Source organism: Epilithonimonas lactis (assembly GCF_900110605.1).
Taxonomy (GTDB): Bacteria; Bacteroidota; Bacteroidia; order Flavobacteriales; family Weeksellaceae; genus Epilithonimonas; species Epilithonimonas lactis.
Genome location: NZ_FOFI01000002.1, coordinates 652949 through 675783, shown reverse-complemented (window position 1 = coordinate 675783; position 22835 = coordinate 652949). Strand labels below are relative to the sequence as shown.

Annotated in this window: 22 protein-coding genes; 11 read left to right on the top strand and 11 right to left on the bottom strand. The window is 38.2% G+C overall.

Features of this window, described 5'->3' with window-relative positions; genetic code table 11:
• From BMW39_RS08360 to BMW39_RS08350, 3 genes are all read right to left on the bottom strand, one after another.
• Positions 1–654 carry a CBS domain-containing protein gene (locus BMW39_RS08360; RefSeq protein ID WP_034973764.1) on the bottom strand — a complete coding sequence of 218 codons (654 nt, stop codon included), beginning with the start codon at positions 652–654 and terminating at the stop codon, positions 1–3.
• Positions 655–825: 171 nt separating this feature from the next.
• Positions 826–1365 (bottom strand): RNA methyltransferase, encoded by a 540-nt coding sequence (locus BMW39_RS08355; RefSeq protein ID WP_034973761.1) that lies wholly within the window; start codon positions 1363–1365, stop codon positions 826–828.
• Positions 1366–1369: 4 nt separating this feature from the next.
• Positions 1370–2251 carry a bestrophin family protein gene (locus BMW39_RS08350; protein ID WP_034973759.1) on the bottom strand — a complete coding sequence of 294 codons (882 nt, stop codon included), beginning with the start codon at positions 2249–2251 and terminating at the stop codon, positions 1370–1372.
• 127 nt (positions 2252–2378) lie between these two features.
• Here BMW39_RS08350 and BMW39_RS08345 point away from each other — a divergent pair, with 127 nt between their 5' ends.
• The 6 genes from BMW39_RS08345 (at position 2379) to BMW39_RS08320 (ending at position 8762) form a co-directional block, all read left to right on the top strand.
• The gene (locus BMW39_RS08345) at positions 2379–3911 is read left to right on the top strand and encodes a helicase HerA-like domain-containing protein (protein ID WP_034973758.1); all 1533 of its coding nucleotides are present in this window, start codon (positions 2379–2381) and stop codon (positions 3909–3911) included.
• 10 nt (positions 3912–3921) lie between these two features.
• On the top strand, positions 3922–4572 hold the full coding sequence (locus BMW39_RS08340; RefSeq protein ID WP_051879839.1) for a hypothetical protein: 651 nt from the start codon (positions 3922–3924) through the stop codon (positions 4570–4572).
• A gap of 14 nt (positions 4573–4586) precedes the next feature.
• Positions 4587–5816: a 3'-5' exonuclease gene (locus tag BMW39_RS08335; RefSeq protein ID WP_034973756.1), complete on the top strand. Its 1230-nt coding sequence runs from the start codon at positions 4587–4589 to the stop codon at positions 5814–5816.
• A 36-nt stretch (positions 5817–5852) separates the two neighbouring features.
• Positions 5853–6722: a WG repeat-containing protein gene (locus tag BMW39_RS08330; protein WP_034973754.1), complete on the top strand. Its 870-nt coding sequence runs from the start codon at positions 5853–5855 to the stop codon at positions 6720–6722.
• A 270-nt stretch (positions 6723–6992) separates the two neighbouring features.
• Positions 6993–8192 (top strand): diaminopimelate decarboxylase, encoded by a 1200-nt coding sequence (lysA, locus tag BMW39_RS08325; protein WP_175459329.1) that lies wholly within the window; start codon positions 6993–6995, stop codon positions 8190–8192.
• Positions 8193–8255: 63 nt separating this feature from the next.
• Positions 8256–8762 carry a hypothetical protein gene (locus tag BMW39_RS08320; RefSeq protein WP_034973750.1) on the top strand — a complete coding sequence of 169 codons (507 nt, stop codon included), beginning with the start codon at positions 8256–8258 and terminating at the stop codon, positions 8760–8762.
• A gap of 47 nt (positions 8763–8809) precedes the next feature.
• On the opposite strand, the gene BMW39_RS08315 is transcribed toward BMW39_RS08320, so the two are convergent.
• The 3 genes from BMW39_RS08315 to surE form a co-directional block, all read right to left on the bottom strand.
• Positions 8810–9574 carry a class I SAM-dependent methyltransferase gene (locus tag BMW39_RS08315; RefSeq protein WP_245750466.1) on the bottom strand — a complete coding sequence of 255 codons (765 nt, stop codon included), beginning with the start codon at positions 9572–9574 and terminating at the stop codon, positions 8810–8812.
• Positions 9575–9643: 69 nt separating this feature from the next.
• Positions 9644–10213 (bottom strand): Crp/Fnr family transcriptional regulator, encoded by a 570-nt coding sequence (locus BMW39_RS08310; protein WP_034973748.1) that lies wholly within the window; start codon positions 10211–10213, stop codon positions 9644–9646.
• A 12-nt stretch (positions 10214–10225) separates the two neighbouring features.
• On the bottom strand, positions 10226–10990 hold the full coding sequence (gene surE, locus BMW39_RS08305) for a 5'/3'-nucleotidase SurE (RefSeq protein ID WP_034973746.1): 765 nt from the start codon (positions 10988–10990) through the stop codon (positions 10226–10228).
• Between the two features lie 171 nt (positions 10991–11161).
• Here surE and BMW39_RS08300 point away from each other — a divergent pair, with 171 nt between their 5' ends.
• Complete coding sequence (locus tag BMW39_RS08300) at positions 11162–13282, top strand: carboxy terminal-processing peptidase (protein WP_034973744.1); 2121 nt, start codon at positions 11162–11164, stop codon at positions 13280–13282.
• A gap of 105 nt (positions 13283–13387) precedes the next feature.
• Here BMW39_RS08300 and htpG read toward each other — a convergent pair whose 3' ends face one another.
• Positions 13388–15280, bottom strand: a complete 1893-nt coding sequence (htpG, locus tag BMW39_RS08295) for a molecular chaperone HtpG (protein WP_034973742.1) — start codon at positions 15278–15280, stop codon at positions 13388–13390.
• A gap of 527 nt (positions 15281–15807) precedes the next feature.
• On the opposite strand from htpG, the gene scpA reads away from it, so the two are divergent.
• The 3 genes from scpA (at position 15808) to BMW39_RS08280 (ending at position 19370) form a co-directional block, all read left to right on the top strand.
• Positions 15808–17931 (top strand): methylmalonyl-CoA mutase, encoded by a 2124-nt coding sequence (gene scpA, locus BMW39_RS08290; RefSeq protein WP_034974289.1) that lies wholly within the window; start codon positions 15808–15810, stop codon positions 17929–17931.
• A 52-nt stretch (positions 17932–17983) separates the two neighbouring features.
• Positions 17984–18550, top strand: coding sequence for a Crp/Fnr family transcriptional regulator (locus tag BMW39_RS08285; RefSeq protein WP_034973740.1), 567 nt, complete (start codon positions 17984–17986; stop codon positions 18548–18550).
• A gap of 82 nt (positions 18551–18632) precedes the next feature.
• A complete protein-coding gene (locus tag BMW39_RS08280) occupies positions 18633–19370 on the top strand; it encodes an SDR family oxidoreductase (RefSeq protein WP_034974287.1) in 738 nt (245 codons plus the stop codon).
• A 66-nt stretch (positions 19371–19436) separates the two neighbouring features.
• Here BMW39_RS08280 and BMW39_RS08275 read toward each other — a convergent pair whose 3' ends face one another.
• Positions 19437–19751, bottom strand: a complete 315-nt coding sequence (locus BMW39_RS08275) for a c-type cytochrome (RefSeq protein ID WP_034973738.1) — start codon at positions 19749–19751, stop codon at positions 19437–19439.
• 84 nt (positions 19752–19835) lie between these two features.
• On the opposite strand from BMW39_RS08275, the gene meaB reads away from it, so the two are divergent.
• Positions 19836–20822 carry a methylmalonyl Co-A mutase-associated GTPase MeaB gene (gene meaB / locus BMW39_RS08270; RefSeq protein WP_034973737.1) on the top strand — a complete coding sequence of 329 codons (987 nt, stop codon included), beginning with the start codon at positions 19836–19838 and terminating at the stop codon, positions 20820–20822.
• Here the strand turns inward: meaB and BMW39_RS08265 are convergent.
• The 3 genes from BMW39_RS08265 to BMW39_RS08255 form a co-directional block, all read right to left on the bottom strand.
• Positions 20819–21337, bottom strand: a complete 519-nt coding sequence (locus BMW39_RS08265; RefSeq protein ID WP_034974285.1) for a DUF4251 domain-containing protein — start codon at positions 21335–21337, stop codon at positions 20819–20821. The genes meaB and BMW39_RS08265 overlap by 4 nt on opposite strands.
• Positions 21338–21404: 67 nt before the next feature.
• The gene (locus BMW39_RS08260; protein WP_034973735.1) at positions 21405–22511 is read right to left on the bottom strand and encodes a glycosyltransferase; all 1107 of its coding nucleotides are present in this window, start codon (positions 22509–22511) and stop codon (positions 21405–21407) included.
• A gap of 1 nt (position 22512) precedes the next feature.
• Positions 22513–22728, bottom strand: coding sequence for a hypothetical protein (locus tag BMW39_RS08255; RefSeq protein WP_034973733.1), 216 nt, complete (start codon positions 22726–22728; stop codon positions 22513–22515).
• Positions 22729–22835: the final 107 nt, after the last annotated feature.

The window sequence follows — 22835 nt, the reverse complement described above, 5'->3', positions numbered from 1 at the left end:
TTAAATTTCCAAAAATTTCTGAAAAAACCCAAATCGGTCTTTCAACAGTTCTTCCTTCTCGTCGTCGTAATGTTTGGTAACCACCGTGTAGCCATATCTTTCAAAGGTTTCATCAATGGAACTTAGATTTTCATTGCTTATCTTCAACGTAATTTCTATACTATCTTCTTTGATAGCGCTGATGAAGGTGCCGTAGATCTTGGCATTGTTGCTTTCCACAATTTGAGTGATCTCCGTCATCGAATAATGCAAACCTGTCGTTTGGATTGTTAAAATCGCACCGTTCTCAGAAAACAATGGATATTTTGAAAACTCATTGAAGATGTCGTCGCAAGAAATATAACCTAGATATTTCTCCTCTTTCGAGATTACGGGGATCACATTCGCATTGAAAGTATGGAAAAGCTTGATGCTATCGAGGATACTGCTGTCCTCTATGATGGCAAATCGCTCGTAATGAATATTGAGACTGTCCAATTTTCCCTCAGGACTGTCCTCCAGAAAAGACTGGCTGAGTCCGCCAAGGAAAACACCTTTGCTGACAATGAAAACGTGGGAATAGCCAAAGTCTTTCGCAACCTCAGAAGCTTCCTCTATGGAATCTTTTCTGCTGAATGCGGGATAATCTTTGGAAATGTAGTCTTTTATAAACATTATGCTAATTTACAAAAAATCCTTAGCCACAAAAGATTTTAAAAATTTTTATGAAATTTTATAAAAAGTATTGCTTTGTATTAAACAAAAAATATATCTTTGTCGCCTTTCATTTTTACTTTTTATTAGATTTATTTCAAACTGCAACACTTCATTGTGTCTGCAGTTTTTTTATTTTAAAGAACTCAGGTTTTTCGCAAACTCCCAAATGACGATTCCGCCACAGACACTTACGTTCAAAGAATGCTTGGTTCCCAATTGAGGGATTTCCAAAAATACATCAACATTTGGCAAAGCTTCATCACTGATGCCGTCGACTTCATTTCCTAAGATCAGAGCGTATTTTTCATCAGATTTAATTTCAAAATCAGTGATCATTTGGCTGTCGGAAGTTTGTTCAATCCCAATAATATTGAAGTTTTCTTTCTTAAGATTTTCAATAGCAATATTGATATCCTGCTCATAGATCCAATCCACGCTTTCGGTCGCACCCAGCGCAGCCTTGTGAATTTCGCGGTGAGGCGGTTGAGGCGTAATGCCGCAAAGCACCACTTTTTCGATCAAAAAAGCATCGCCGGTTCGGAAAATAGCGCCCACATTGTGCATACTTCTTACGCTGTCCAGAATGATCACGAGCGGAATCTTCGCTGTATTTTTGAAGGTTTCAACATCTATTCTACCCAATTCTTCAAGTTTCAGTTTCTTCGTCACAGTTTTAGGCTTTATTTATAATTAAATCAATATTTCTTTCGATATTCTTTGCGATAGATTCCATTGGGATATCGTTCTCGTCGTTGTTGAACGGATCTTCTATTTCTTCGGCGATCAACTCCAAACTCATCAAAACATAATATACAAACATCGTAATTGGGATCATAAAAATGCCGAGGTTCACCACATTGGCAACCGGCAAGGCTACCACGTAAAAAACCACAAATTTTTTGATAAATGATGAATAGGAATAAGGAATCGGCGTGTTTTTGATTCTCTCACATCCACCACAGACATCCAGAAATCCTGATAATTGGGCATCCAGGAAGAGCATTTCGGTGTCGGAGATCTTTCCTTCTTTTTTAAGTTGAAAAAGTTTTCTGGTCAGGAGAAAGACCAACTCTGCAGGCGGATGATGCTTCAACTCTTTGGCGAGCTCTGCAAAATCCTTGTCCAGAACCAGTCTTGTGGATTCTTTGGAAAGATGGCTGGATAGAAAATGAGGGAAGAACTTAATATATTTTGCGATCTGATTTTTTGTTTTGACATCTTTCTCATCCAGAATGCCACAGATCTTGATCATAAAATTTCGGCTGTCATTCACGAGTTTCCCCCACAGTTTTCGGCCTTCCCACCAGCGATCGTACGCCGTATTGGTCCGGAAAACCAAAAGTAAAGACAAGACAAATCCCAATAAAGAATGCAACATTCCGATGTGGCTGACCGTCGATTTTTCTGTGAGATGCAGATATTCGATCTCTAGGTAATACATCCCGTAAGAATAAAGTCCCACGAGAAGCATTGTAGGAAACAGGATCTTCAGCGTATCTGTTTTATGAAGACTGATCAGGATCTTCAGGAAGTTCTTTGTGTTGTAGGCGCGCATACAATTGCATTTGAGCACAAAGATAATTGATATGGAACAAAAACTTGTGGTCGTTCAACTATTTAGTTCAAGTTTTAAAACCGTTTCTGAAAATTATTTTTAAATTTAAGCTTTTAAAAACCATTCGATGTCAAATAAAGAAAAATTCATAACCGACCTTAACTCAAAATACAATCCAAAAGGCGACCACATCATCCTAGGAAAAGGAATGTTGGACGGCGAAATCGTCACAGAAGTGAATGTTTCGATTCCCTTGAAAACAGTTAACAGACACGGCTTGATTGCCGGTGCAACAGGAACTGGAAAGACCAAAACACTTCAGGTTTTCGTGGAGCAATTGTCTCACGCCGGAATCCCGACTTTGGTAATGGATATCAAAGGTGACCTTTCTGGAATCGCTGAATCTGGGACGGAAAACGACAACATCAAAGAACGATATTCTAAAACAGGTTTACCATATTCTCCTCAGAATTTTCCAGTGGAACTGATGACAATTTCCGGTGCAAAAGGTGTGAAACTTCGCGCAACGGTTTTGGAATTTGGACCGATTTTATTAAGCAAAATTCTTGGGTTGAATGATACTCAGCAAAGCATTATGTCCATCGTTTTCAAATATTGCGATGACAAAGCTTTGCCTTTGGTGGATTTGAATGATTTGAAAAAAGTCCTTCAATACGTAACCGATAATCCAATTGGCAAAAAGGAATTGGCTGATAATTATGGCTCGATTGCGCCGGCATCTTTGGGCGCAATTCTTCGTTCAATCGTGGCAATGGAACAGCAAGGCGCTGCTACCTTTTTCGGAGAACCAAGTTTCGATGTTGAAGACCTTTTGCAGACAAGAGATGGAAAAGGTGTTGTGAATATCTTCCGTGTGGATGATATTCAAAGCAAACCAAATCTCTTCTCGACCTTTATTTTATCACTGTTTGCGGAAATCTATATGACTTTCCCAGAGGAAGGTGACAGCGGGAAACCGAAATTGGTTCTATTCATCGATGAGGCGCATTTGCTTTTCAACGAAGCTTCAAAAACTTTGCTTTCGCAGATTGAAACGATGGTGAAGTTGATTCGTTCTAAAGGAATTGGGATTTATTTTATCACTCAAATTCCAGGTGATGTTCCGGAAAATATTTTGAGTCAATTAGGTTTGAAAATCCAGCATGCCTTGAGAGGTTTCACTGGAAAAGACAAAAAAGAAATCGATAAAGCGGTGGAGAATTATCCAACGACAGAATTTTACAACGCCAGCGAACTCATCCAAAATCTTGGAATCGGGGAAGCTTTTGTAACAGCGCTTAATGAGAAAGGAATTCCAACGCCATTGGTTCACACTTATTTAATTTCTCCCGAAAGCAGAATGGATATTTTGACCTCATCGGAAATTGATGATCTGACGAGAAACTCCGCATTAGTCAGAAAATATGAGGAAGACATCGACAAGGAAAGTGCCTACGAAATCCTCAACAAAAGAATCGAAGAACACACGCAAACCGTGATCCCGACGCCAACGAGAGGCAGAACGGCGCAACCAAAAGAAGAAGCTGGAATGTTTGAGCAAGTGATTCAAAGCCGAGCCGGAAAAACCTTTATGACGACATTGGCAAGAGAAGGCGCGAAGTTTATTCTGGGAATGTTCAGTATGAAGAAAAGAAGATAATATACTGCCAATGGATTATAAACTGATTGAAAAATTACAGATACTTTTGCCTTTAGGGTATTTATATCTTATCATTTTAGGAATATTGAGAGACGGCGTATTTTTCTATATGCTGGGCGTCAATTTTCTGAAATACTCCTCTATAATGGATATTTTGATAAGCCCAATCGCAGAATTGACATCTCAGCCGATCATTTTGGCGACAGTGATTTTGATGATCATTGGATTCTTTTTTTATTATAATTTTCTTGCCAAAAACAGTCATAAAAAATGGGTTCGTGAGTCTGTGGTGAGCAAAAAATATCTCAAACAACATCCTGATTCCACAGAACTCGATTTGAAAATTCATATAAAAAAGCAGGTCTATTTTGCAGTCGCATTTATGATTTTAGCTTTCTTCCTTGGTGGCGGTGTTGGAACAGGAATCAATGTAAAGGACAGAATCACGAACAATAATTTAAAAATCAAGCATAGAATAACCGACGATTCTGGCATTCAAAAAGAAATTTATCTGATTGATTCCAATAGTGCTTATTTCTTTTACGTTGAAAAAGGAAGCAAGATTGTCACCATTGTCCCAGTTAGCTCCATCAAAAAAATAGAACTCATCAACAACAAAATGTTTGAGAATGGAAGTTTCTCAAGTTTCTTAACTTTGTAGAACGAAAAATGTAGATGTACTCAGTAATAGATATAGAAAGTAACGGCGCACCATTTCGGAAGGAAAGCATCATAGAGATCGCGATCTACCGCTATGACGGTCACGAGATCACAGACCAATTTATTTCGCTCGTGAATCCCGAAGATGAGATCTCTTCTTTTGTTCAAAAGTTGACAGGAATCTCGTCCAAAATGGTTTTGACTGCTCCGAAATTTCACGAGATCGCAAAACGTGTGGTAGAGATCACGCAAGATTCAACTTTGGTCGGTCATAATATCGACTTCGATTATCGGATGCTTCGCCAATCGTTCAAACGACTTGGTTATGAATTCAATATCAATACTTTAGATACGATTCCGCTAGCTAAGAAATTGATTCCGGAAGAGAAAAGTTATTCATTGAGCAAGCTTTGCAAATCCATCGGAATTCCTTTGACAGAAGCGCATAGAGCAAGTGGCGATGCGAGAGCGACTTTAGACCTCTTTAAATTATTGATGATCAAAGACAAATCAAATGAGATCATCCAATCTCAACAGGAAGAGAACCACGCGAAAAGTTATCTTAATAAGATCCAATTGCTGACAGAAGACCTTCCAAACGAGCGCGGAATTTTATATTTCCAAAATTCTGACGGGAAGATCATTCATTCCGATGTTGTTGAAGACCTTTACAAATCAGCCAAAAAAATCCTTGAATCGGATTCCAGAAAATACAAGAATATCCAAGAAGATGCAGTTCTGACTTCGTACGAATTGACCGGAACCGATCTGATCGCCAAACTGATGATGAAGAATAAAGGCATCAGCAAAACGCAACCTCTGCCTTTCGGATTGTTTTACAGAAAGAATAAATTCATTCTTGAGAAAATAAAAAAAGAACAGGAAGAAAAACCTTATTTGCGATTCAAAAGTTTTACACAAGGTTTGAAAGCCATCAATTACATCAAATCAAAACCTGAGCTCAAGGAAAATCTTGAGGAATTCACGCAGAAAATCAACCTTAAAAAAAGAAACGAAATCTGGACTTCATCGGGAAGAACTTTGGGCGAAAAGTCTTTCCTCATTTTAGAAAACGGAAAACTGACAGGCTTTGGGTTTTACGATTTGTATCATCAAATCCAGTCTATGGAGAAAATCAAAAAACTGATGTTGCCCGTTTCCAGATTCTCTCAGGATTTGCAGAATGATTTGCAGTTGGCGCTTTTGAGGAATGAGTTTGAGGTTTTGGAGTTGCCGAAAATATAATTTTAACCAAAGCATCAAGCGGATAAGCTTACACAAATGAAATACAAAATACTTTTTACATTCCTTTTTACCTTAACTCTGATATCTGCCCAAAGTTTAAGACCTTTTCAAATAGATTCATTATTTGGATATAAAAATGTAAGTGATAAAATAGTAATTAAACCGCAATTTCAGTATGCATCAAAATTTATTTATGATTACGCAGTTGTTGCAAAAAATGAAAAGTTTGGAATAATTAATTCTCGAAATGATCAATTGATTGATTATAAATATGAGTTTTTGATGCCCTTAGACTCTAGTGAGGTACTGTACGGCAAAAGAGGAAAATATTTTGGAGAATTTTTATTAGGCGTTCTTACGCTAAAGGAAGAAATTAAAATTCAGGATATTTATAGTTCGATTGAGAAAAAAAACAGACTTTATATTGTTCAATTAGATGATAGCCAAATCATTAGTAAAGATGAAAATGGAGCAATGCGAAAAATGAAATCGAAATACGGATTGTTGGATTCAGATGGTAAAATTTTAATTCCTTGCAACTACAGTAATATAACTTGGAAAACCTCGAAAATATTAGATGTTTCTAAAGATTTAGAAACAAATGACCACGCATTATTTAATATTGAAGGCAAACAAATAACTGATTTTGGTTTTATGGTTTTTGGAGATTTCAAAGATGGTTTAGCAAAAGCTAGAATTGATAATAAATTTGGTTTTATTGATGAAAACGGCAAAATCATTATTCCAATAAAGTACGATTATTGTAATGAATTCGAAGATGGTTTTTCAATAATAGAAAGCAATAAAAAATACGGAGCCATTAATACTAAAGGCAAAATTATAATTGAACCGCTTTATGAATTTGAAATTGTCAAGAAAAAACTTGAAGAAAATATAAAACAATAAAAAGAATACTGCAATCTTCATAAACGTCATCAAAATAGCCCAAAATAAAAATCAATCCAAAAATTGCGAGATTTACAGATAAACTCTAATTTTGCCAAAATTTTATTAACAACAAGCAATGCAATATTTTAAACAAAGCAAAATCGGAAAAAAGGGAGCTGTAAGGTTCTCTAAGGTTTGGAATGTATAATGAGTTGCGTGCATAAGATATCTATTGCGGCAGACTCTTTATATAAGAATCTGCCTTTTTATTTTTAAAAATCTACGATTATGACCAATCAGGACTTGCTAAGCATAGCAAAAGAATTCGGGACGCCCGTGTATGTTTATGACGTTAATTCCATCAGCGAGCAGTATAAAAAGCTGACGTCTTCTTTCTCGAAGACCACGCGTTTTTTCTACGCTGCAAAGGCTTTGACCAACATCAATATCCTGAAGTACGTAGAAAAACTGGGCGCATCTTTGGATTGCGTTTCTATCAACGAGGTAAAATTGGGCTTGAAAGCGGGTTTCTCAAACGACAGAATTCTTTTCACACCAAACTGTGTAGATTTGGCTGAGATTGAGGAAGCAATGTCTCATAAAGTTCATATCAACATCGATAATATTTCGATTCTTGAGCAATTTGGAAACAAATTCGGAGGTTCTTATCCGATTTTTGTGAGAATCAATCCACATATTTACGCTGGTGGAAACCACAAGATTTCGACTGGACACATCGATTCTAAATTCGGAATTTCGATTCACCAAATGCGTCACATCGAGCGTGTGATGAAATCTACAAACCTTAATGTGGAAGGTCTTCATATGCACACGGGAAGCGAAATCAAAGACCCAGATGTTTTCATCCAAGGTCTTGAAATTATGTTCGAATTGGCAGAATATTTCCCGAATTTGAAATATCTGGATATGGGAAGCGGTTTCAAAGTGCCTTATCAAGAAGGTGACATCGAAACTGATGTAAAATCTCTTGGAAAAAAAGTAAACGCATCCATCAAAAAATACGAGGAAGAATCTGGGAAGAAATTCCAGCTTTGGTTTGAGCCAGGAAAATTTTTGGTGAGTGACAGCGGTCATTTCTTGGTAAAATCGAATGTCATCAAGCAAACAACAGCGACAGTTTTTGTAGGCGTGAATTCTGGTTTTAATCATTTGATTCGTCCGATGTTCTACGATTCTTATCATATTATCGAAAACTTGTCCAATCCAAAAGGTGCGGAAAGAATTTACACCGTAGTCGGAAACATCTGTGAGACAGACACTTTCGCTTGGGACAGAAAAATAAATGAGGTGAGAGAAGGCGACGTTTTGGTTTTCAGAAATGCGGGCGCTTATGGTTTTGAGATGAGTTCAAATTTCAATTCCAGATTAAAACCTGCGGAAGTAATGTTCCTGGATGGAAAAGCACACCTCATCAGAAAAAGAGATGAGTTTGAAGATCTATTGAAAAATCAGATCGAGGTTTTGTAATTTGTTGCTGATCAACAATATTTTGGCATAGAATTTCTTTCATCACTTTTAAAATCAAAAACTATGAGATCATTATTACTTTCCTTAAGTTTAATCATTGGTTCATTTGCTTTCGCTCAAAACAATGACGTGGAAGATATGATGAACATTGATATTCCGATGAATGATTCATCACTCAGTTCTGTTGCTTACAATGTGCGCGGTATTTATCAGCTTAAGGATAATGCCTGCGATCCAGCGAACTTCAAAAGTTTGAGATATCCTGGTGGCGCTGATGCTTACATTAAAGAAATAAAAGAAAAACTGGCGCAAAATGTAAATTGGAAAACCTACGTCATCAACGGTTTGTTCTTCGTCAAAATGGATATTACGAAAGATGGTGTTCTATCAAAATTGGAAGCTGGACCAAAAGTGACCAACAGCGAACCTTTTCTGAACGATTTGAAAGAAGCGGCCAAAAAAGTAAATAAAACCTGGACGCCAGCGAAATGCAGTGGCAACCCAATCGATTCTCAAGCAATGTTGAAAATTGATTTTTCATCCATGGCTTATGACAGTTCTTTTAATTAAGATTTTAAAATTATAAAATAAAAACCGCCTTCAATTTGGCGGTTTTTTTATTTTTTAGATAATTGGACGAGATATTGGTCATTCTCATCTTCATAGATCAACTCGGATTTCCAGCCTTCTTCTGAAGTGATTTTCTCTAAAGTTTTGAAATCCAGATAAAGCCAGTTGAACCAATCTGTGACTTCTTTTTGATACTCGTATCTGCAAGTCACTTCGCCGTAATAGTGGTCTTGTGGAAGTTCTTCGTCTTCGTACATATAATTGATGTCGGACGAATCGAAAATTAAAATCCCATTTTCATTGAGCAATGTTTCAGCTTTTCTAAGGAATTTCCTGAATCCATCCAGGTCACCACACAAACCGATTCCATTCATCAACAACAAAAGTGTATCGAATTTCTCATCTTTATATTTGAAGATATCTTCACAGACGACCTTTTTCAAACCTCGATCTTTCATCACTTCACATGCTGCGGAAGAGATTTCCAAACCTGTGACATCCAAACTCTTACTTTGAAGGATCAAGGCGTGACTTCCCGCGCCGGCACCAATATCCAGGATCTTTCCTTTACATAGGTCAATGGCTTTCTTCTCCAGTTTAGGCAATTGTTTTTCGGTTCGGAAATAGAGGGAAATAGGCATTTCTACCTTTGGTCCAAAAGTGTCGTGGACGTAGAGTTTTGCGCGGCTAGTTTTGTCTTGGAAATTCTTGATAGCAATTCCGGGAAGATCGATCATATTAATAGTAATTGCTGCAAAGATAAAATTAATAAAAAAAGCGTCCAGATCTCTCTGGACACTTTTTTTCGTCATTCGGAACTCACATTCTGAATGCTCACTACAAATATAAATTTTATTTATTACAAATAAAATGAACCTCGGTTAAGAAATGCGCCTTCTTATTCTACTCAAAGCTTGTGGTGTGATTCCCAAATACGTTGCAATATGCTTGAGTGCGACCAACTGAAACAATTCTGGATGCTCTTTCATCAATTTCAAATAGCGTTCTTCCGCAGATTCGCTCAGATAGGAGAATTCCTTATTGGATTTCGCTAGATAGATCTGTTCTACAGTGATTCTCCCGATCAGGTTTCCTACGCTGGATGTTCTGTAGACTTCCTGCAGATCATCGTAATGGATCTGCCATACGACCATATCTGTAAGCGCTTCCACCGTACATCTGGAAGGCGACCTTTGCAAAAAAGAATCATAGGAAGTCAGATAATAATGCCGGAACACAAATCTGGTTGTCAGTTCTCTACCATCTTTCATAAAGAACAATCTCGCAGTGCCTTCTTCTACAAAGGAAAGATAATTTTCTACTTCGCCTTTTTCCAGGATCACATCATTTTTCTTATATTCTTTCCGAAAGTTCTTGGCACTATAGATTTCCCAGTTTTCGTCTGATATCGGAATATTATTTTCGCGAAGAAATTGTTTCATGAACTCCATCCATCATTTCTTTTAGTGATAAATAGAATTCAGTTCGTTCATATATTCATATGCCGTCAAATCGAATTTCACCGGAACGATGCTAATGAAGCCATTTGCTAAAGCCGTTTCGTCTGCATCTTCCGACTCGTCCATATTATTGAAATAACCTGTCAGCCAGTAATATTTTTTCCCGTGTGGATTGGTTCTTTCATCGAAGCTTTCTTCCCATTTCGCATTGGCCTGTTTACAAACTTTGATACCTTTGATCTCTTCTTTCTTAAGATTTGGAATATTCACATTCAGCACAACACCTTTTGGCATTGGGTTCTCAATGGTTTTCAGGATGATGTCTCTAATAAAATCTTCTGCCTGATCAAAGTCCGCTTCCCATTTCAAATCAGAAAGGGAAAACCCGATGGCCGGCAAACCTTCTACGCCAGCTTCCACAGCCGCAGACATGGTTCCGGAATAGATGACATTGATGGAAGAATTCGAACCGTGATTGATGCCAGAAACCACGATATCTGGTCTTCTCGGAAGGATCTTGTCCAAAGCCATTTTCACGCAATCAACAGGTGTTCCGGAGCATGAAAAATCTTTTTGTGGACCATCAAGATTCAATTCTTCGAAGCTTAATGTCGAGTTGATCGTAATGGCGTGTCCTTTTCCGCTTTGAGGAGAGTTTGGAGCGACCACGATGACGTCTCCTATTTCGTTTACTATGCTAATTAATTTTCTAATTCCAGGTGCTGTGATCCCATCATCATTGGTTACCAGTATCAATGGTTTGCTCATAAATCTTATTTTTATATTTTTTCGCTTTTTGCGACATTTTCAAAATTATCTCAAAAATAACCAATTTATAATGAGTAAAATAAAATAAGGTGTTAAATTTGGTTTCGTTTTTGAATACCAACGTAACATTCAAAATAAAATTTTGACTAATATAAGTACAGATTAAAATTTATGTTCAAAAAAATCAAGTTCAAGAAACTGCTGATGTTTGCGCCGCTGATGACGCTAATGTTCTGTTTCAACTCTCCTCAAAATGATGATGAAAAAATGCAGACCATCATGGTAAGCGTTAAAAATACACTTTCATACCTTCATTACAGCCCAAAACCTATTAACGATGCTTATTCCCAAGATGTTTTTGATAAATATATGGAAAACGTGGATGCATCCAAAAGATACTTCCTACAGTCTGATATTGACGAGTTCAAAAAGCACAATACCAAACTGGATGATTATCTGAATAATGGAAATCTTGTGTTCTACAAATTGACAATCGACCGTCTTTACCAACGTGTAGATGAGATCGACAAAATGACCCAGGATATTCTTTCGAAACCAATCAATTTGGATGAAGATGAGGAATTGATCCTGGAACCGAAAAAAAGAGTGAATCCTGCTGATGCAAAACAACAGCGTGAGGAATGGAAAAAGTACATCAAGTACAACATCCTTCAGGAAATGGAAACATTGACCAGCAAGGAAGAATCTCAGAAAAAGAAAAAAGATTCTGTCGTCAATAACAAATTGCCAGACACGATCAAGTATGCGCCACTTTCTGCGGAAAAGAAGCGTGAGAAAGCAACTGCTGAAGTGAAAGACCTGATCACAGATTCTTTCAGACGATTCAAAAAAAGAAAGAAAATGGACTGGTTCTCAGTTTATATGAATGCTTACACCGAGGTTTTCGATCCACACACCAACTATTTCTCTCCGAAAAGCAAAGAGGAATTTGACATGCAATTCACTGGAAAAGTGATTGGCATTGGGGCTTTGATCCAGGAAAAAAGAGGTTATCTGTATCTTGGCGAATTAACGATCGGTGCACCAGCTTGGAAATCAAAACAATTGACCGCCGGCGATAAGATCCTTAAAGTAAAATCAAAACCGAATGAAGAAGCGGTGAATGTTGTCGGAATGTTATCTGATGAAGCCGTAAGATTGATCCGCGGCGAAAAGGGAACACCAGTGACTTTAACCGTTGAGAAAAAAGATAAGACCATCAAAGAAGTGACCCTGATCCGTGAAGAAGTGGCGATAGAAGACACTTTTGCGAGAAGTATTGCGGTGACTGCGAAAAATGGAAAAAAATATGGTTTCATCTATCTGCCAAGTTTCAATGTGGACTTTGAAGATGCAAAAGGCAGAAATGCTTCCGATGATATCAAAGCAGAATTGATCAAACTTAAAAAAGAAAATGTTGAAGGGATCATCCTAGACCTTAGAAGCAATGGTGGTGGCTCTTTGACGGAAGTTGGAGATATCATGGGCTTGTTTATGAACGCTGGTCCTTACGTTCAGGTAAAAGACAGCCGTGGAAAAGTTCAGACCTTGAGCAACAAATCCAATGAACCGATCTGGACAGGTCCGCTTGTGGTAATGCAAAACGAATTATCGGCTTCGGCTTCAGAGATTCTTGCAGGTGCATTTCAGGATTATGGAAGAGCAGCGATCATTGGTTCGCCAAGTTCTTTCGGAAAAGGCACAGTTCAGACGTTTGTTGAGCTCAACAGATTCCTGAATACGAATGATGATTTCGGAGCTTTAAAATTAACGATTCAGAAATTCTACAGAATATCGGGAGAATCGACGCAGAGAAAAGGTGTGGAATCTGACCTTAAGATGAAAGATTTCTTTTCATACTCTGAAGTGGGAGAACGTTTTGACCAATTCGCTTTGCCTTGGGATAAAATCGAAACCACTTCTTACAAAAAATTGACCGGACTTAATATTCCTCAATTACAGGCAGAACTTGATAAGCAATTGGCAAACAACCAAAATTACAAGATGTTGCAGGAATCTTCCGAATGGAAAGAAGCGCTTGACAAGGAAGAAACGATCACATTGAACCAAGCCAAATTCAACGAACTGATGAAAACGCGTAAAGCGCAGATCGAGAAGTTCAAAGGTTTGGATAAATTCAACAACGGATTGAAGTTCATGGTTCACCCAGACGAATTGGAAAGAATCAAAAAAGATGAAGCATTTGCCAAGAAAACAGAAAACTGGAGAAAAAATCTTGAAAGAGATTTCTATCTGGAAGAAACGGTAGATGTCCTTTCGAAGATCAAATAACAAAAAAGCGGAACTAAAATTTAGTTCCGCTTTTTTTATGCTTAATGAAATTCTTCTTTGTTTCCCCAACCCTAAAGGGAGCAAAGAAAAATCAATTGATTTATATTATTTCAAGCTCTCAAAACTACGCTTGATAAAGTCTGTCAATTCTTTTCCTTTCAAAAGATTCTGAGACAATTTTGCCAGATCCAAAGCTTGATTGATCATCGCAGTTTTCTCTTCCGCATTCTCTTTCTTCAATAATTCTCCAGCAAAATCTGAGTTAGAATTCACCACCAAATTGTACATTTCCGGGAAACCGCCCATTCCGAACATTCCGCCACCGCCACCTGTTGCCTGCATATCCTTCATTCTTCTGATGAACTCTGGCTGAGTCAAGGTAAACGGTGCATCTGTAGAATCCAAATCTTCCAACTGCACGGTGAACTTTTGATCATTGATAGATTCCTCGATATTTTTCTTCAAAGTTTCCTTATCCGTTTCATTCAATTTAGAAATAACAGGCTCGTCTTTTTTGATCAAATTATTGATGTGATCTGCATCTACTCTGGCAAAAGAAACATTCTCCTTAGAGCTTTCCAATTTTTGGATCAAGTGCGGAACAATTGGAGAATCTAGCAACAAAACCTCATAACCTTTATCTCTCGCAGACGCGATGTAGCTGTGTTGCTCATCCGCGTTGGTTGCGTAGAGGATCACTGTTTTTCCATCTTTGTCGGTTTGCGTTGGTTTGATCTTCTCAACCAATTCATTCCAAAGATAATATTGGCCTTCCGTCGTTGGATAAAGCGCGAACTTGTCAGACTTCTCATAGAATTTATCCTCAGAGATCATTCCGTACTCGATCACGATCTTGATGTCATTCCATTTTTGCTGGTAATCTTCACGATTCTCATTGAATAACGAAACCATTTTGTCCGCCACTTTTTTCGTGATGTAAGAAGAGATTTTCTTCACCGCGCCATCAGCCTGCAAGTAAGAACGGGAAACGTTCAACGGAATATCCGGAGAATCGATCACACCTCTTAGCAACATCAAGAAATCAGGAACAATCCCTTTCACTTCATCCGTCACAAAAACCTGATTTTGATACAACTGAATTTTATCTTTCTCGATATTAAGGTTGTTCGCCAATTTTGGAAAGAACAAAACGCCCGTCAGATTGAACGGATAATCCACATTCAAATGGATATGGAACAACGGATCTTCAAACTGCATCGGATACAATTCTCTGTAGAAATTGTTGTAATCCTCAGCTTTCAGCTCACTCGGCGCTTTTGTCCAAGCCGGCGTTGGATTGTTGATGATATTATCAACTTCAACTGTTTCAGCTTTTGCATCTTCCGCAGAACCTTCTGGCAAAGGCAAAGTCTCCGTTTTCATCCCAAATTTAATTGGAATTTGATTGAATTTATTATACTTCGTCAAAAGCTCACGGATCTTGGACTCTTCCAAGAATTCTAAAGAATCTTCTGCAATATGAAGCACGATTTCTGTTCCTCTGTCAGATTTTTCGGTTTCTTCCAAAGTATATTCCGGGCTTCCATCGCAAATCCAACGAACGGCTTTCGAATCTTCTTTATAAGATTTCGTGAAGATTTCCACTTTCTCCGCCACCATAAAAGCAGAATAAAATCCAAGACCAAAATGTCCGATGATTCCAGCATCTTTCGCAGAATCCTTATATTTTTCAAGGAATTCCTCCGCGCCAGAAAACGCCACTTGGTTGATGTATTTCTCAACTTCCTCGCCCGTCATCCCAAGACCTTGATCCTTGATGCTCAGCGTTTTCGCCTCCTTATCAATTTTCACCTCGATGATTGGATTACCATAATCCACTTTCGCTTCACCGATCACGGTCAGATGTTTCAACTTCGTCGTTGCATCCGTCGCATTGGAGATCAATTCACGAAGAAAGATCTCGTGATCACTGTAAAGAAACTTTTTGATCAGCGGAAAAATATTCTCCACCGACACATTAATACTTCCTGTTGACATATTATATTATTTTTTGTTTATTTAAAATTTCAATTCCCGTATCATAATCATCTATCGATTATCATTTATCAGTCATAATTTAGGCGACTGCCAAAAGCCAAAGCTTTCCCCGCGCTATTTTGTCACCGGGCTATCCGTTGCAATCTTTTGCTTATCACGATTTGTCACCGATTGACGCATTTCCCAAGCAAAAGGATTTCCACTACTATCCCTGTCGCGGGTTTCCACAGTCCATCAACATTTCACAAAAAAAAGACCATCCAACAATTAATGACAAATTGTCGCTTTGGTAAAAACCACAAAGACTCAAAGATTTCACAAAGCACACAATTCGTATTTCTAATCTAAACACTTTGTACTCATTGATGGATTTAAGTTTATGCATAGCTCGTCGAAGTACTATTGCGAACCTTCGCAGGCTTTGCGTTAAAAAACCTAAGTAACCCTCGTGAACCTTGTGCAAAAACTTTGAGCTCTTTGTGGTTAAAAAAAATCCTTACATTTACTTTCATCAAGACCAATCCAAAATGCGCCACAAAATCCAGAACCAAAACCCTGATTTCAATAACATTACCTTCGATTCCAATTCAGAAAATTACACTTTTGAAAAAGACGGTTTGGAACTGAAATCAAAATACACCAGCGAAGATGTCAAAAACAAAGACATCAAAGCAGGCTCCGCAGGGATTGCGCCTTTTCTTCGTGGTCCATATTCCACTATGTACGTTCAAAAACCTTGGACAATCCGCCAATATGCTGGATTTTCTACAGCCGAAGAATCAAATGCATTTTACAGAAGAAATCTCCAAGCTGGACAAAAAGGTCTTTCTGTTGCATTCGATTTGGCAACACATCGCGGTTACGATTCCGACCACGCAAGAGTTGTTGGAGACGTTGGAAAAGCAGGCGTAGCAATAGATTCGGTTGAGGATATGAAGATTTTGTTTGACCAGATTCCATTAGACGAAATCTCAGTCTCGATGACAATGAATGGCGCGGTTTTGCCGATTTTATCTTTTTATATTGTTTCGGCAGAAGAACAAGGAATCTCGATGGATAAGCTTTCCGGAACCATTCAGAATGATATTTTGAAGGAATTTATGGTGCGAAACACTTACATCTATCCACCAACGCCATCAATGAAAATCATCGCGGATATTTTCGAATACACCTCCAAGCATATTCCGAAATTCAACTCGATTTCCATCTCTGGTTATCATATGCAGGAAGCTGGCGCAACGCCGGTTTTGGAAATGGCCTACACCTTAGCCGACGGTTTGGAATACGTGCGAACCGGAATAAAAGCGGGAATGAACGTCGATGATTTTGCGCCGAGATTATCGTTCTTCTGGGCCATCGGAATGAATCATTTTATGGAAATTGCGAAAATGCGAGCGGCAAGATATATTTGGGCAAATCTTCTGAAACAATTCAATCCTCAGAATCAAAAATCCTTAGCCTTAAGAACGCATTCGCAAACATCTGGCTGGAGTTTGACAGAGCAGGAACCTTTCAACAATATTACCCGAACAACAATCGAAGCATTATCTTCAGCTTTGGGCGGAACACAATCTTTGCACACCAATGCTTTGGACGAAGCGATTGCTTTACCAACAGATTATTCGGCGAAAATCGCAAGAAATACACAGATTATCCTTCAACAAGAAAGCGGAATCTGCGACGTCGTTGACCCAATGGGCGGAAGTCATTTGATTGAAACTTTAACGCAACAAATGATCGAGGAAGCAATGAAATTCATCGATGAAGTGGAAAAAGAAGGCGGAATGACGAAAGCCATCGAAGCCGGAATTCCGAAAATGAGAATCGAGGAAGCATCGGCCATCAAGCAAGCAAAAATCGATAGCGGAGAAGAATTCATCATCGGCATCAATTCCTTCAAATCCGATTTGAAACAAACCGAAATCGAAATCCTCGACATCGATAATACGGAAGTTAGAAGAAAACAAATCGAAAGATTAAATTCAATAAAATTAAATCGTGATTCTTCAAAAGTTGAAGAAATTTTAAATCAAATTCGAGAAACAGCAAAAACAGGAAACGGAAATCTTCTGGAACTTTGCATCGAAGCCGCTCGCAGAAGAGTTACACTTGGCGAAATGAGCGATGCAATGGAGGAAAGTTTCGGACGTTATAAAGCCAATATCAGAACCATATCAGGAGTTTACGCGATGAATGCAAGCAAAAATGAATACTTTGAAAAGGCGGTTGCTTTAAGTCAAAAATTTGAAGACCAAGAAGGAAGACGACCAAGAATCATGGTCGCAAAAATGGGACAAGATGGTCACGACCGTGGCGCAAAAGTCGTTGCAACTGCATTTGCAGATATGGGATTTGACGTCGATGTCGCACCATTATTTCAAACGCCTGAAGAAGTTGCGAAGCAGGCAGTGGAAAATGACATTCACATTTTGGGTGTTTCGTCTCTGGCGGCTGGACATAAAACTTTGGTTCCGCAAGTGGTGGAAGAGTTGAAAAAATTGGGTGCAGATGATATTACAATCGTTGTTGGTGGTGTAATTCCGCAACAGGATTATGAATTTTTGTATCAAAATGGGGCGCATCATATTTTTGGTCCGGGAACGAATTTGCCGAAATCTGCTTGCGAGATATTGGAGAAATTTTTAGCTTAATTTTTTACCAAATGACAAATCAACCAAGAATTTTTGTCCCTAACTTTCCACAATGAAAGAATTATTCGATTTTATTTTACGCTTCGGGAATCTCAATCCGCAGCAAATTGACTTTATTACAAGTAAAGCCAAAGAAATTGATTTCAAAAAAGATGAGTATTTCTCCGAGACCGGGAAAATTGCGAGTCAGGTTGGATTTGTGGTGGATGGAATTTTACGTGTTTGCTATTATAATAATGAAGGCGAAGAGATCACCAAATATTTCATCGAGGAAAACAATCTGGTCGTTGACCTGGAAAGTTTTGACAATCAAATCATTTCCAGTTCTTATGTTCAGGCCATTACAGATTGTAAAATGATCATATTCTCAAGAAAAGATTGGTTGGAGCTTTTGCAGACCATTGTTGGCTTCGATGTTATTGTCAACAAGATCATTTCCAGAGCATTGTTACTGAAAGTGGAACGGAGAAGTCCGCTTGTGACAGAAGATGCAACAAAACGTTATCTCAAATTTTTGGAGATCTATCCGAATGTTGTGAACAGAATTCCATTGTCTTACGTTGCCTCTTATCTTGGTGTGACACAATCTTCTCTTAGCCGAATCCGAAAAAATATTTAATTATCATCGCTTTTTGTCATTTGGCAAATGCTATCGTTTTTAATTGATTCAACTTTACATCATCAATTTAAAACAAGAAAAAATGACAATCGTATTAATAACAGGTGCCAACAGAAGCATTGGTCTTGAAACCGCAAAACAACTTTCAGCAAAAGGTTTATTTGTTTATTTAGGAAGTCGCAACCTCACAAAAGGTGAAGCAATTGTAAAAGAACTTAATGAGCAAGGATTCAACAACATCAAAGCAATTGAAATAGATGTTACCAATCACGAATCAGTTTTAGCAGCTAAAAATAGCATTGAACAAGAGCACGGAAAATTGGATATTCTCATCAACAATGCAGGAATTCTGGGAACACAGCCTCAAACTGCCACAGAAACTTCTGTCGAAAATATCAAAGAAGTTTTTGAAACTAATTTTTTCGGTGTGATCCATGTGACGCAGGCATTTTTGGAATTGCTTAAGAGATCTGAAAGTCCAAGAATCAGCAACATCACTTCAGGACTTGGTTCATTGACGCTTCACAACGATCCAAATTGGAAATATTATCAAGTAAAATCTGCGGCCTACGGACCATCCAAAACAGCTTTGAATGCGTACACGATAGTTTTAGCTCACGAATTGAAAGATTCAAATTTCAAAGTGAATGTCATCGATCCAGGTTACACGGCGACAGATTTCAACCACCACAGCGGTCCAGGCTCTGTGGAAAGTGCAGCCAGCTTCATCATCAAACATACTTTGACCGAAGATGACGCGCCAACAGGACAATTCTTCAGCAATGATATCGAAGACGAGACTGGAATCAGTCCGTGGTAATTTTTGTAAAATGTAAAACGTACACTGTATTAATGAATAAAAGAGAAACTTTCTGGTTTCTCTTTTTTATTTCTTAGCATTTTCATTCACATAAGCCAAAACCCAATTGGTCTCTTCAGCATTTAGTTTTGCTTTCGGTGCCATTGCAGCGATGATCGGTTTCCAATCAGCCACTGTGAAATCTCCAGGCGAAGGCAATCCGTGGCATCTGCCACACTTCAGATTGAACAGGTCTTCTCCTTTTTTGAGCATTTCTTCCTTGCTAAGATTAGCCGTGGCGACAGAAGTTTCTGGAGACGCTGCAACTGGAGCTGTCTGTTGGGTTTTACAAGAATAGACGATGACGCCTAAAAGACACAAGCTGTATATGTATTTTTTCATTATTTTTGAATTTGATTTTCATCAAAAATAATTAATTTGAACACAGCTTCTAACCCTCTGTTCTAATTTGTAACAATTCCAAATATGGCAAAGCAATTCGGTATCGACGATTACATCAATGGGATCAAAGCGTCTGATAAACGGATCCTGGGAAAAGCCATTACCCTTATTGAAAGTAAAAAACCCGAACACAGAGATCTCGCCGACGAGCTTTTGAAAGCCATTTTACCTTTTACTGGAAAGTCCATCAGAATTGGAATCACTGGCGTTCCTGGCTCAGGAAAATCTACTTTTATAGAAACATTTGGAAAACTGGCAATCGAGAAAGGAAAGAAGGTGGCCGTTTTAGCGGTAGATCCAAGTTCGTCCATCAACAAAGGAAGTATTCTGGGCGATAAAACGAGAATGGAAGAATTGGCGAAAGACCCAAATGCGTTTATCCGTCCTAGTCCAAGTTCCGGATTTCTTGGTGGCATTGCGAACACAACTTATGAAAGTTTATTAATTTGCGAAGCGGCAGGTTACGATTATATTTTAATCGAAACCGTTGGGGTTGGTCAAAGCGAGACTTTGGTAAATGATATTACCGACGTTTTTCTTTTTCTAAAAATTATTGGCGGCGGCGACGAACTTCAAGGCATCAAACGTGGGATCATGGAAATGGCAGATTTGATTTTCATTAATAAAGTGGATTCCGAAAATCTCGCAAAAGCCAAACTCACGAAGACCGAATTGTCCAGAGCCTTACAATTCATCACTGCGAAAGAAAAAGATTGGAAAGTGCCAATTATATTAGGTTCAGCGCTAGAAAATGAAGGTTTAACTGAAACCTTCGAAAAGATAGAAAACTTCATTTCACTCAAAAATAAGAATGGAACTTTTCTGGAAAACCGAAGAGATCAGGCTGAAAAAAGATTCGAATTTTGGGTTAAAGAATATATTTTGGAAAAAGCCAAGCGAGATCATTCATTAGAAAATTCTTACCTCGAACATAAAAAAAATGCTTCCGATCTCCATTCAAATTCGAGTTCAGAAGCAAGAGAATTTGTTAAAAAATTGTTCGGAAATTAATTACCGCCAGCCGAAATATTACCATCAAAACTGATAGGTTGTCTGTTATTCGAGCTTACGGACAAAAATGCGCTTCCGTTTTTAAAGATCTCCAAAGTGAAAATGTAGCTTTCTTTTTGATCCACTGTTGTGATTGTAAACATTGTATTCCCTTTTTTGGTAACCGACTGTTTTACACGGAAATCTTTGGATTCAAATCGCAATCCACCATTAATTGCATCGCCCGGACTTGCATTGAAAGCTCTTCCGAAATAAGGCAAAGCGACACTAAAAAGGTCTTTTTTTAAATTAAATCCGTTCCCCGGATCTAGATTCAAAATTCTTGTTCCAGTCGAGCCTGGCATTGAGTTCATAACATTGATGACATCAAAATTGGTTGGGAACGCCTTGGTTGCGTTGAAATCAAATTCTTTATTTTGAACCACAGAACTCAAAGTGGTGGGATCCAGATAGGTTTGGCTTGTGCAGCCTATCGTCATCAAAGCTAGACTGAATATTAATATTAAAGATTTCATTTTCATTATTTTATAAAGTTAATACATCAAGAATGATGCAACTTTTAGATGTAAAAAAGTGGAAAGGTTAATGGTTGTGCTCCAACTCTTTTCTGGAATCGCTGAAAATTTTCAGGATCTTGTCTTCTTCATTTTCCCAGCACAGTTCGTCGGATGCTACATTAAGGTTATGGAGATAGAAGGCTTTGCCGTTCTTCAGTACCAGATTTATCTTCTCCGCAAGGTGTTCTGGCGAATGATTTTCTATGATCTCTCCCACATCGAAAGTGTTGACGATGTTCGTCATCTCCGGGAAATTGGAAACCACCACAGGAACTCGGGATTGGATGTAATCTGAGATTTTGTTTGGTAATGAATAATAATAACTAAGCCCTTTATTTTCCTCGATGCTTAAACCTACATCAGCTTTTGGGGTGATCGTCCGTAAATCAGAAGGGCAAAGTTTTCCGAGAAATTTAATTTTATCTTCAACGCCGGATTGTTTGGCCAAATTCCAAAATTCTGATTCCATCGGTCCGCCGCCTGCGATCCAAAGTTCAGCATTGTCAATCGATTGCATGGCGAGAATGGCCTTGTCGATCCCTCGGGAATAATTGAGCCATCCTTGATAAAGAATTATTTTCTTCGAATTTTCCTTGGTTCCCGTAAACTCGATTTTTCTTGGCAGATTATTAATGACAGTTGGTTTATTGATCTCGTATTCCTTTACAAACCAGTTGGCGTAGGAATTACTTGCGGTGATCATTCGTTTGATCTTCGGGACAAAGGTTTTTTCGATTTTCTTCCAAACGTGCTTTACCCAACGGCCTTGGATGGTTGGCATTTCTGTAAAGATCTCGTGGCTGTCGAAGACGATCGGGATGTTGAGTTTTTTGGAAATCAGATAATTTGGCATAAGGGTTTCCAGATCATTGGCCAATAAAATGGTCTTATTGTCAGCATTTTTCAAAACCTCTTTGTACAGTTTTCTTTGAAATTCGATGTACGCAAACCGAAGTTTTTTTGACTTCAAATCAATCCTGAAAAAAGGATAAGGCCTTTCCATTTCTGGCGCTCCAAGCCAGTTGCATCCGATCAGAACAGGCTCGTAGCCATTATCATAAAGTGTTTTACATACCTTTTCCACACGCTGGTCGGTATATAGATTATTGAAAACACTAATGACAACTTTCATTCTAATTCTTTTTTACAATATTATAGATCTGGATCAAGGCGAGAATGCCATTTGGAATGATGATCGGCCACAGCACGCCATAGTAGAATCCGTAGATCACAAAACAGATGCAGCCCAATAAATTAATGGTCCTGATCGTTCTAATATCCTTGAGCAAGAAGCTGACTACGATGAAGACAGACGCTAAGTAACCGACATATTCTGACCAATTATTCATCTGGTGATTTTTGAGGTTTACAAACCTAAACAATTTTATAAAAAAATCAAGTCATAAAGTCCGTTTTTTTCTAATGGCAATCTATTTGCAAACAAATATTTAAATTT